The 11,396-nt window shown below is 33.9% G+C and carries 15 protein-coding genes; 3 read left to right on the forward strand and 12 right to left on the reverse strand.

Going from position 1 to position 11,396, the window contains the following annotated elements; translation table 11 throughout:
- Positions 1–107: 107 nt before the first annotated feature.
- Positions 108–242 (forward strand): hypothetical protein, encoded by a 135-nt coding sequence (locus IR083_RS24855; RefSeq protein ID WP_006844260.1) that lies wholly within the window; start codon positions 108–110, stop codon positions 240–242.
- A 252-nt stretch (positions 243–494) separates the two neighbouring features.
- On the opposite strand, the gene IR083_RS21090 is transcribed toward IR083_RS24855, so the two are convergent.
- Positions 495–1,460, reverse strand: coding sequence for an acyl-ACP desaturase (locus tag IR083_RS21090; protein WP_242052502.1), 966 nt, complete (start codon positions 1,458–1,460; stop codon positions 495–497).
- A gap of 428 nt (positions 1,461–1,888) precedes the next feature.
- Here IR083_RS21090 and IR083_RS21095 point away from each other — a divergent pair, with 428 nt between their 5' ends.
- A complete protein-coding gene (locus IR083_RS21095; RefSeq protein WP_242052503.1) occupies positions 1,889–2,284 on the forward strand; it encodes a hypothetical protein in 396 nt (131 codons plus the stop codon).
- 515 nt (positions 2,285–2,799) lie between these two features.
- Here the strand turns inward: IR083_RS21095 and IR083_RS21100 are convergent.
- The 10 genes from IR083_RS21100 to IR083_RS21145 all read right to left on the reverse strand — a co-directional run bounded on the left by IR083_RS21100 (position 2,800) and on the right by IR083_RS21145 (position 10,145).
- Positions 2,800–3,099 (reverse strand): RNA recognition motif domain-containing protein, encoded by a 300-nt coding sequence (locus tag IR083_RS21100; protein ID WP_194225803.1) that lies wholly within the window; start codon positions 3,097–3,099, stop codon positions 2,800–2,802.
- 722 nt (positions 3,100–3,821) lie between these two features.
- Positions 3,822–4,031 (reverse strand): hypothetical protein, encoded by a 210-nt coding sequence (locus tag IR083_RS21105; protein ID WP_006844256.1) that lies wholly within the window; start codon positions 4,029–4,031, stop codon positions 3,822–3,824.
- 13 nt (positions 4,032–4,044) lie between these two features.
- Positions 4,045–5,025 (reverse strand): alpha/beta hydrolase, encoded by a 981-nt coding sequence (locus IR083_RS21110; protein ID WP_194225804.1) that lies wholly within the window; start codon positions 5,023–5,025, stop codon positions 4,045–4,047.
- Positions 5,026–5,038: 13 nt separating this feature from the next.
- Positions 5,039–5,446 (reverse strand): hypothetical protein, encoded by a 408-nt coding sequence (locus IR083_RS21115; RefSeq protein ID WP_194225805.1) that lies wholly within the window; start codon positions 5,444–5,446, stop codon positions 5,039–5,041.
- 80 nt (positions 5,447–5,526) lie between these two features.
- Complete coding sequence (locus tag IR083_RS21120) at positions 5,527–5,763, reverse strand: hypothetical protein (RefSeq protein WP_194225806.1); 237 nt, start codon at positions 5,761–5,763, stop codon at positions 5,527–5,529.
- A 76-nt stretch (positions 5,764–5,839) separates the two neighbouring features.
- Positions 5,840–6,025 (reverse strand): hypothetical protein, encoded by a 186-nt coding sequence (locus IR083_RS21125; protein WP_242052504.1) that lies wholly within the window; start codon positions 6,023–6,025, stop codon positions 5,840–5,842.
- 113 nt (positions 6,026–6,138) lie between these two features.
- Positions 6,139–7,308: an OmpA family protein gene (locus IR083_RS21130; protein WP_194225807.1), complete on the reverse strand. Its 1,170-nt coding sequence runs from the start codon at positions 7,306–7,308 to the stop codon at positions 6,139–6,141.
- 23 nt (positions 7,309–7,331) lie between these two features.
- Positions 7,332–7,835 carry an outer membrane beta-barrel protein gene (locus IR083_RS21135; RefSeq protein ID WP_194225808.1) on the reverse strand — a complete coding sequence of 168 codons (504 nt, stop codon included), beginning with the start codon at positions 7,833–7,835 and terminating at the stop codon, positions 7,332–7,334.
- 32 nt (positions 7,836–7,867) lie between these two features.
- Positions 7,868–8,152, reverse strand: coding sequence for a GlsB/YeaQ/YmgE family stress response membrane protein (locus IR083_RS21140; protein ID WP_006844249.1), 285 nt, complete (start codon positions 8,150–8,152; stop codon positions 7,868–7,870).
- Positions 8,153–8,762: 610 nt separating this feature from the next.
- Positions 8,763–10,145, reverse strand: a complete 1,383-nt coding sequence (locus IR083_RS21145) for an NAD-dependent succinate-semialdehyde dehydrogenase (protein ID WP_194225809.1) — start codon at positions 10,143–10,145, stop codon at positions 8,763–8,765.
- Between the two features lie 226 nt (positions 10,146–10,371).
- Between IR083_RS21145 and IR083_RS21150 the strand changes: the two genes are divergently transcribed.
- Complete coding sequence (locus tag IR083_RS21150) at positions 10,372–10,509, forward strand: hypothetical protein (protein WP_018075088.1); 138 nt, start codon at positions 10,372–10,374, stop codon at positions 10,507–10,509.
- A 76-nt stretch (positions 10,510–10,585) separates the two neighbouring features.
- On the opposite strand, the gene IR083_RS21155 is transcribed toward IR083_RS21150, so the two are convergent.
- Positions 10,586–11,155, reverse strand: coding sequence for a helix-turn-helix domain-containing protein (locus IR083_RS21155; RefSeq protein ID WP_135105805.1), 570 nt, complete (start codon positions 11,153–11,155; stop codon positions 10,586–10,588).
- Positions 11,156–11,396: the final 241 nt, after the last annotated feature.

Raw genomic sequence — 11,396 nt, forward strand, 5'->3', positions numbered from 1 at the left:
CATCAAAAGTGTTGAAACTATTAATTATCTAACTTATGGCTTTAATTATGTAATATATTTTCGATAAGAAATCCTGATCTTGAAAAACTATTTAAAACAAAAAAACTATGTCAAAAGAAGAAAAAGGAAAAGATAGAGCAGACAGAAAAGCTCCTCAAAAGAATCTAAAAGAGAAACGAGCGGATAAGGCTAATAAGCGAGCAGAAAAGAATCGTAAAGGATTGGATGACTTGAAAAAATAACGATTAGGGTCTGGGCTTTGTTTATAGTTGGTAACAATTATACTTCTTCGTTTTGCGCTATTCTGCTAACTACAATTATAAACAAATCGACGTATTTTAACATTTATACATGATGGAATTCTTTAATATGCTCTTATCTGCGTTTGATTGACTTTATTTATTCAAATTCGACTTTCTGTAATAACTTCTTAAATAAGAGTTTATCTTTCACCTGTATTGCCACGAATAATGACAATACTTCGTCCAATGGTATTATTTCACAGCAGGTTGTACCCATTTGAAAATATAAGAATCGATTGGAACAACCAATCGTTCTGATATTTTAGACATACGTGCAGGAAGCTTCATCAGAAAATCACGGGCACGTTCTGCTTCGTCTGTTAATCCTGAAATTTTATCTATCTGCCATTTATCTATCAGTTTTTGCATAATATCTACGTAATCAGTGGCAGTATATACCCCGATGCGCTGTGCAGCATTTGAAAACTGTTCGAAGGCAGTACTTATTTTCTCTTTCGATTCTCTCAGGAAATGAGCGGGCATAACAATCTTTTGTTTCATCATATACTGGAAAGCGAGCATCATTTCACTAGGGTCCACCTCAAATATGCGCCTTACAAATTCGCTGTAAGCATGGTGATGCCTCATTTCGTCACTTGCAATACGTTTACACATTCTCGACAATTTATCATTACTCATTTTTTGAGCCATTTCTGCTACACGATTGTGTGAAATGAAGGTTGCCAATTCCTGAAAACTGGTGTATACAAAGTTTTTGTAAGGATCTCTTCCTGTTCCAATATCAAAGCCGTCATTGATCAGATGTTGTGTAGTCTGCTCAATCTCTCTCATATTCACTCTGCCGGATAAATAAAGATATTTGTTTAATAAATCGCCGTGACGGTTTTCCTCTCCTGTCCAGTGCCTGATCCACTTTGACCAGCCGTTGCGCTTTTCTCCGTCTACATTGTCTATACCTTCTACATCCATCAGCCACGATTCATAAGTGGGCAAAGCCTCCTCGGTGATGGTGTCCCCGACCAATACGACCCAAAAGTCGTAAGGAAGTTCTTTGGCCAGTTCGCGTAATTCTTTTACATCCTCAAAAAAAGTTTCTTTTTCTGAGTCGGGGAGATAATCAGACGGTTGCCATATTTTTTCAACAGGAACCAAAAACTGAGTAATAAAATGATCTACATTTTTTTCTAAGAAGTGCATAACTTCTAAACGGATATTTGTAATTGACATTGTACTATATTAATTAATGCCTTCTACATCTGATCTTTCCTTTTTCTCAAATGTTTCTGAGAGGAGTATATCTTTCGCAGTAAAAGGCTGATGTATTGTAAAGGTAAAATTATTTTCAAGCACTAATAGTAAATTATTATATTTTGTCATTATCTACAAGTTATTAATAGTTAAACACCTATCATGTAAGCGGCTGAAATGAATTTCCATGAATTTTATTTTACTCGTTTCTTTATGAAAGATTTATAGTGAATTACTCTGTTGAATAAGGTTATAAACTATTTGTACTTCAATCTAGAACTGATAAACAATATTCGTTAATTTGTTGTGAAATAACCAACTAATAATTCTTTCAAATGTTTATTATAATAGGAATATATTATTCAAAACAAAAACAAATGAAAAAAATTATCATTTTTACAATTATGCTGATAGGCATATCGCTACCTGTTTTTCTTCACGGGAAAAATGTGGTAATCAGTGAAAAGACATCATCTGAAATAACTAAAATTAAGGAGAAAGAAGCAAAAGAAATTAAGAACGCAGAGGAACAACAAGAAAAAAATATTGAAAAGGCGAAGAAACAACAAGAAAAGAACAATAAAAAATCATCTGAAAAAGCGAGAAAAGATGCAAGTAATGATGTAGAGAAAAGAGCCAATAAAGATCAACAAAAATTAGAAAAATCTACTCTCAAGGCTATCGAAAAAGCAGAAAAGTCAAAAATGAAAGCCCAACAAAAAGCTGATCGTAAAATAAAAGAAATTCAAATCAAGGAAGGTGTCGTTCTTTAAGAAGTTTAAATTATTAGTAGGTTAATTAACAGTAATTTATTAAACGAAATATATGTAATTACTGTTTTAATATAGCGAGTGTAAGATGTTTGCATAATATTACATTTCGTAGAGAGAGGCCCGCCGGAAGACTATCACCTCTCTCATCTATTAAAAGTGTTTTCTTCATCACGTTTTCCTATATCTTTTTAAATTAGGTTATGACCAGTACTCCTCCTGATCTGACAAATAAACAAAAAATCAGGATCGGAAATATAGTTGTTTCTACACCTAAAAAAGTGTGGTATTGTAGATCAATATACAGCTCTACTTATAAAAAACAGAGTTCAAAATATTGGAGTACATATTGTTCAATGTTGTATCTCTACGCTGAAAGATCTTATCTAAAATCCATCTATCAGCAACTTATTTTCTATAGATATTTTTTACTAAGATAAAAATATAATCGAGAGTAAATAAAATAAGGTAGCCCGATTGAGCTACCTTATTTTTATATTGAATCTGTAAAATATTTGTCAATATCTGTTGTTATAACCTCCTCTATTGTTACCATAAGAGTTGTTATTTCTTTCCTGACGAGGTCTTGCTTCTGAGACTGAGATAGTTCTTCCATCATATTCAACTCCGTTCAGTTTTGAAATTGCTTTATTTGCATCTTCGTTGTTGTCCATTTCAACAAACCCGTAGCCTTTAGACCTGCTGGTACTACGATCCATAATAACTTTAGCTGAATTAATAACTCCATACTCCTTAAAAAGAGTGTTTAAATCGGCATCGTTAACATCGTAACTCAAACCTGCGATAAAAATGTTCATTGTAAAAAAATTATAAAATAAATAATCAGAAGAGAATTACGGCAAATAAGCACTTTAAACTAAAAATCTGCGGAATTAAAGGATAAGTATGAAATTTGTAATAAAAACTCAAATCTTTAATACAAAGATACGTCTAAGTATTTAAAGATCACTGCCTTTTTGCTGTAAAATACTGACATATAGTTAATTATTGTTTTTTTTTATACGAATAACAAATATTTTAACTACCAAACACAACCCCATTTTATATCTATAGAAATTTTTCGGTATTTGTGCCTGCTAAGAGATTACATCCGAATGAGAATTCAATGGATTGGGGATAAAAACATTTATAAGTATTTTACTTATGCTTCCTTTCATTCTACTTTTCATTGTAGATTCCTTATTGTGGTTTAAACGATTAAAATATGACAGATGGAGTAAATAAGCATAAATGAAAGTATTTATTGTATCCAATAACAGGGTAAAGCAATAGGAAGCTCTATGTAGGTATATTACAGATATACCATTGTGTGATTATATACCTTTATGGACTCGTTAGATGTGTAATTCCTATTATATATGGATAAAATTTGATCGTATGGGTATAGATCAGAGGTCTCTAGCTTTATTCCTAATCTTTGTAAAACATACGGCAAATACCATTTAAGGAATAATTTCCCTAAATGGTATTTTTATTTACCGTATTTCATTTACCGGAAGAATCGAAAAAACATTCTTTTTTATTTTTCAGTTTTCACCTCTACTCGATCTTTTAAATATCCGGCTTCGTTTTTAACAATATCGGTTATATTCTTTAAATCTTTCTTTGATTTCCTGAAAAATTTGTTGGCATTGTCATAAATACAGTCAAATTGCCCATCGTCTTGCAGCTTACGAATTAAATACCCTGCTAAAGAGCCAATTACTAGACCAAATAATACTTTTTTCATAACTATTTATTATTTATTTGAGATAATATTTTAATATACCTGCCGAATATATGACCATCGAACGTGTTTGGGGTGAGGCTGCTAACCCATTCAATAGCCCGAAATTATGAATTACACCATTGTAACGGATAGTTGTAACATCGACTCCTGCTTCATCGAGCTTACGCCCAAACGCTTCGCCCTCATCCCTCAATATATCATTTTCTGCCACCTGTACGATGGTAGGTGGTAATCCCCTAAGTTCATCAATAGAAGCCAAAAGAGGTGAAAGGTAAATCTCTTTACGTTGTTTTAAATCGGCTGTATACTGATCGAACATCCATTTCATCATTGATGCAGTCAAAAATCTTTGTTCACCATACATTTTGTACGATTCTGTATCGAAATCAGTATTTGTCACGGGCCATAATAAAATCTGAACTTTGATAAATGAATCATTATTTTTCTTTGCCAATAAGCTGGTAGCAATAGCCATATTTCCTCCGGCACTATTTCCGACCAGAGCCAGACGTTTACTGTCTATATTTATTTCGTCTCCATGCTTTGATACCCACTTGGTAGCTGCATAAATTTCATTGATAGCCTGTGGATACTTAGCTTCTGGCGAAGGGTTATAATTTATGAAAACAGCGGCATATCCCGATTCTATGACTAAGTCGCGTACCATCCGTTTATGCGTATTATAGTCACCTAAAATCCACCCACCTCCATGTATAAAAATAAAAGCGGGTAGTTTTTTTGTTATTCCCTTAGGACGAACAATCGTTAGTTTTACCGGATAATCTTTATCTGTAATTATTTTTTCAGATTCTTCAATCCCTGATAAATCTACTTTTACTCCATTCTGTGCTGTTACAAGAACATTGCGGGCATCCTCTTTCGATAATGTTTCAACAGGAACTCCATCATTCAGCACTTTTAAATATTTTTTTACTCCAACACTCAGATGATTATCTTTCTGATAATCATCTTCTTTTTCTATTTGTTCTTCCATGTATTTCTTCTTTTTAGATTGGAATTATAAGATTCAGTTTTTTCTCATCATTTCTCTTTACAGTCACACTAGTACTGCCCGGAGCAATAAATTCAACACCTCCAACCTCATAAAAGACGGCAAAAGACAGAGTCGTTTTGGATTCAAATAGATTTAATTCTGTAAAATTTAAACTGAATGTCGCAACACCATTCTGATCTGTTACAACATGTTTGTCCGCGTCTGCACTTTTTGTAGAACTATCTACTTCCGTATCCTTGTATAAGTAAACAGTAGTATTGGGTTGGATAGTACCCACTAAGTTCTTTACTGTAACCTGCACATTGGCACCTAATGCCGGAGCATCGTCATCATCGTCTCCGCAAGACATAAAACCAACAGCCGTTAATATCATTATACTTAGAATCAGTAACTTTTTCATATTATATTCATCTTTGAGATAAGCCAACCTTTTTATTTATTGTGATCGGTTGGCATTTTCACATAGTCCGGATATTAATACTATTTTACCGGAACATCTTTCTTTATAACAGTTTTGATGGTATCCGACTTTGTATTATTCCATGAATCTTTTACATTGCCGACACCCTCTTTTGTTTTATCAACGGCTTTATCGACAGATTCAGTTACCGATTCTTTTGCGTTTTCATAATCTTTCCCGGCGCCTCTTGTTGTATTGCATGAAACGAATACCAATACAAATACTGAGATAGACAGTATACTTATAATCTTTTTCATTTTTCTTTGTTTAATTTGAAATAAGCCGACCTCTTTATTTATTCTGATCGGTCGGCATTTTCACCGTGTTGGGATGTCAATCTAATTTTTTCTTAACATCTTCCTTTATATCTTTGACGTCTTTCTTTATATTGCTCTTGATTGTATCTGCTTTTTTATCAACAGCATCTTTTGTCTGATTCCAGGAATCTTTTACCTCCCCGGCATCCTCTTTTGTTTTATCAGCCGCTTTATCAATAGACTTATTTACAGAATCTTTCATATTCTCAAAATCTTTGTCTGCTCCAGTTTTTGTATTGCATGAGGAGAGTATTAACACGCATCCTGAGATAAACAGTATACTTTAAATCTTTTTCATTTTTCCTTCTTCTTTAATTATTCAATATATAAAATTACGGCACGGTTCCATTCCATTACATCGAATGGAGGATTGGTTTGCCCTTCCCATTCAACAATAACACGGTCCTGATTTATCCCGTATTTGCCGGTCATGATGTCAGCCACATTCTGAGCCCTTTGTCTGGATAATTTTTCATTTATAACTGCTGTTCCTGTCTCTTTATCGGTATAACCGATAACCCTGACTTTCTTATCCGGATTTTCTTTCAGATATTTGGCTACATTATAAACATTGACTTCCTGATGGGATTCTACCTTTACCTTGTTAATGCCAAACAGGACAACATTATTGACCGGTTCTTCACTGACCTGTACTTCCCGGATAACTTCTTTTACAACCACAGTAGGTTCTGTCTGTTCTACCGGACGCTGCGCCAATCTTGCCATATCGGCACGCTGCATATTAATGGTATTGTTCAACTGGTCTATCTCTGATTGGTCCCTCAATATAGCTTCGGTAAATACGGCTTTCTTTCCGACTGTGAAGACCAGGCTGGCAGAAGCTGTTCCCAAAAGATCATAACCTCTTTTGCTTCCTGTGCGTTGGTCAAAATCATCTTTAAGCAATTTACCTGATAGTTCAATATCAAGGGCAACACGAGGAGAAAATCTGAAACGGTTAATGATACCTGCATCAAATGTTACACTGTTCACGTGATTGCTGTTGCTTGCATACTCAGGTAGTTTTTTGTAGTCCCAGCCGTAAGCCCAGCCCACACCGATATATGGAATGAAAGCGTAAATACGGTCGGCATTATAAGGCATCAGGTAATCGGTCACATTCAACATATAATTTAGTTCGGCGCTCACGTACCTGTTGCGGGTCATCAGCGATGCATCATTATTGAAAGTATGTATGTTTGTTCCTCCCGATAGTTTGATACGAGCTCCGGAATAAGGGTTAAACCATTTTCCGAATTGCAAATTAGGGGTTACCGTCATCCGTCTCCCAAAAGTAGCATCTACATCTTTGTCTCCGAAATAGATATTTGAACCGGCCCCGGCTCCGATAAACCAATTATCCCAGAAACCGTTATCAACAAATGTGGTATTACTACCCGCTTGGGTACTTTGACCTTCTTTTTGCTGAGCGGATAAGGTAACCGCTGAAAGTGTAATAATAAAAAGGAGTAGAATCTTTTTCATAATTTATTCGTGTAATTATTTATTTAAAATTTGTATCCGTATCCAATCAGGATTACGGCACAGTCGTTGTCTCCTAATATAAATCGGGCCTCAGCATTCAAAAAGAACCTGTCATCTACTTGGTAGGTAATACCTCCTCCCAGATTGAATGCTAAATCTGTTTCTGTATGAGAATCAGTTTTTTGTTCTGTTCCCCCGATTATAACTGATTGTTTTCCATAAAAATTATTTTGTATACCCAGACCGGCTAAAGGGTAGACGGATATTCTTTCCTCTGAAAGATTGAATACATAATGGACATTTAACATAACGTCTAATCCAGTTACTTTATCTTTGGGGAAATAAAATGTAATATCGGGAGCTATACGTACATTATCCAGGATACTATATCGTCCCTGTACACCGATTGCAAAACGTTTATAATCGGTTTGATAACCTAAACTGCCAATAGCAGCTTTGTCTCCTTTTTGGGCGGAAAGACTAAGTCCTGTAGCTATGCAAGCAAGTAATAATATGATTTTTTTCATAATTTATTTTTTATTATTTACAACTAAATAATCTAACCGTTAGATTTACCTCCGGACTTATTATTGCGATTATACCCGCCAAATAAAGATAGTATCCATAAAAAGACAACTGCACCGACAACTGACACAATCAGCATTCCTACAATCCCACCCCAATTTATACCTAGTACGCTGAAAAGAAATCCGCCTAAGACCGCTCCGATTAAACCCACTATCAGGTTTACAATTAAACCGAAACCACGTCCTTTTGTAATGTAACCGGCTATAAAACCTGCAAGGACGCCAATGACTATTGAACCAATGATACCTAATTCCATTTTCTTTGTTTTTAATTATTATTTGATTTTCAGTCAACCGGAAGTGATGGAGCATAGCGGTGTTGACAATCCGGCCAATGCTTTTATTTTTTCATACATAATACTCAGATTATGCTTTAAATTGTATCTGACAGATATCTGTCTTTCTATAGTTAAAACAATTGAAAAATAGATATGACTTGTTAATCTGTGAATTATGTAATTAATAAGCAAAAATGTATAACAAAATATATTAGGCAAATTATTTTCTTTATAAGTTATTCAATACATTTTGCATATGAATGGAAGGATGAGAATCGGGTCTCCAAATCAGAAAAAGAAGACAGCTTTAATTACAGAAGGAAATAGTGTCATAGGTTATAATATAGCTACTAGCCTGGAATCTGCTGGTAATTGGAATGTTATCATCATATCTTCCCAAAAGCTTTCTTATACAGGAACATTCAAATTTATCTTTCTGAATTGTCGATCGTATTACACAATCGATCTATAGAAGGATAACAATAAAAAGTTAGTTAATAAATAAAAAAGAGGATTTTAATTAATCCTCTTTTTTATTTATTAATTTCTAAAATTAGGTTATAGTGAAATTTTATCAGAATATCCTCGTTTAAAAAGGATCGGTTAAAAGGCTTGTCCTGATTAATTTCTTATTGACAAACTCTTCAGTACCGAATTCTGATAATTCTCGTCCATATCCTGATCGCTTTGTTCCCCCAAATGGTAAATCAGCTTGGGTCCATGTCGGATGATTTATAAAAACCATTCCGCTATCTATTTGATCAGCTATTAGTTTCCCTTGTCTTATATCACTTGTGAAAATTGACGCACCTAGCCCATAGCTAGTGTCATTTGCCAGACTAATTGCTTCCTCTACAGTTCTTACTTTAAATAATAATGCAACAGGACCAAATAGCTCTTGAGAATAGACAGGATTATTCTTATTTATATCGGAAAGAATGGTTGCTTCCATATAAGCTCCGGAACGATCTATCCGACGTCCACCCAATTCTATTCTGGCTCCGGCTTTAACCGATCTGTTTATCTGATCTAATAAGTTAGTCAAAGCTTCTTCACTTACTAATGGCCCAAGTTCCGTTTCATTATCCATCGGGTCCCCCACTTTTAGGGCCAGTAAAGCCGCTTTAAACTTATTGAGAAATTCAAAATAGACAGACTCCATTATAATAAAACGTTTTGCAGCAACACAACACTGTCCTGTATTATTCATTCGGGCTATTACTGCCCAGTAAATGGTTTTATCGATATTGGCATCATCTAATACTATAAATGGGTCGCTACCTCCAAGTTCTAAGACTGATTTTTTAATATTTTTTCCTGCAGCTTCTGCTAAACTGGCTCCGGCCTGCTCACTGCCAGTCAGAGAAGCACCCTTAATTCTCTCATCGGCAAGAAGCCTTGATATCTTGTTGCCAGGTATCAATAAGTTTATATACAATCCATGTGGAGCACCTGCTTCTTTAAATATTTCGCTCAATGCTATTCCACACTGAGGAACGTTAGAAGCATGTTTTAAAAGAATAGTATTCCCTATCATAATGTTGGGGGCAGCAAAACGTGCAACCTGATAAAATGGAAAATTCCAAGGTTGTACCCCCAGTAAAACTCCTATCGGACTGTAGCGTATTAATGCTTCTCCATATTTAGGTCTTAAAATCTTATCCGCAAGAAATTTTTCAGCATTTTCAGCATAATAATCAAAGATATCCGCACTAAGTTCTATTTCTGCTTTACTTTCACCAATCAGTTTCCCCATTTCGGTAGTGATTAGTTCAGCAAGGTTTTCTTTTCTTATTCGTAATATTTGTGCTACTTTATGCAATAGTTCCGAACGTTGTTTATAAGTTGTTTTTCGCCAACTCTGATAAGTAATATCTGACTGGTTGATAACAGTCTCTATTTCATCTTTCGACATTTCATCAAATGATTTCAGCTTTTCATTTGTTGCTGGATTTACTGTTTTTATTGACATATGAATTTGTCTAACACATTAGGTGTTAGTTCATAAAGGTAGTTCTCTTATACCCTAGATATATTACAACTAATCGTTTATTAATTACATGTTTTACAGATTATCGATATTAGAATATAATTGTCATTCAGTAAATATGTAAAATATGTAACTCATTTTACTTTTTATGTAATAATATTAGATTTAATAATTCTCATCTTTGGATATAATTAATATTTTAATAGTTATGTCAAAAGAAGATAAAGGAAAAGACCGGGCGGATAAAAAAACTCCTCAAAAAAACTTGAAAGAAAAGCGAGCGGAAAAGGCTAATAAACGAGCAGAAAAAAACAGAAAAGGATTAGATGATTTGAAAATTAAATAATATTTTTTTTAAAACATTAGAAGTACTATCTATTTTGCGGTATACCCCTATTGCTTTATGTGTTTATAATTGAATATTATAGAATTAACAGGTTTTCAATATTGGTTTCTCTTTTTTGACCATGCATCTTATAAAATGATAAAGTAGTACCTGTTATTTTCTTAAACTGGTTTGATAAATGGCCAATACTACTGTAATGCATTTTGAAAGCAATTTCCGAAAAAGTTAATTCATTGTATTGAATGAGTTCTTTAACATGTTCAATTTTATGCATAATGATGAAATGCGCAATTGTAAAGCCTTGCGACTCTGTAAATGTATTAGATAAATAAGTGTAGTTCAGGTTTAATTTATTACTTAGATAGGTTGAAAAGGGAATCTTTAATTTATTTTCTGAATAATATATTGATTCTATGACTGCTATTTTTATCTGCTCGATCACTATATCCTTCCTGTTTTCTATCAGTTCTAATCCGCTTTTAGCCATGGCTAGCTTGAGCTGGATATTTTGTTCATGTGTTGGATGTGTGGAAAGATTAACAATCCCTAAGTCAACGGTAATATAATTGAGTTCCAATTTCTTTAACTCTTGTATTACCACTATTTTGCATCGTTGACTTACCATATGTCTAATGTATATTTTCATACGTAAATAAATTATAGTTTATAGTCCCTAAATAGGACTTTTAGTTATTAAATCATTATTTCAGGCGAAACAAGAGAGAGCACTTATCGTAATAAATGCATGGTTATTGGATATATTAAAAGGGAACAGCCAAGAAGATTAAAATTTCATACACGTGCTCACAGGTCACAATCTTTGGTGCTAAGCTGTTGAAGTCAGTTTCATAATCGGCTTATGTGTTACCTTTGAGATAACTGGAGCC

Source organism: Dysgonomonas sp. GY75, assembly GCF_015234155.1.
Lineage (GTDB): Bacteria > Bacteroidota > Bacteroidia > Bacteroidales > Dysgonomonadaceae > Dysgonomonas > Dysgonomonas gadei.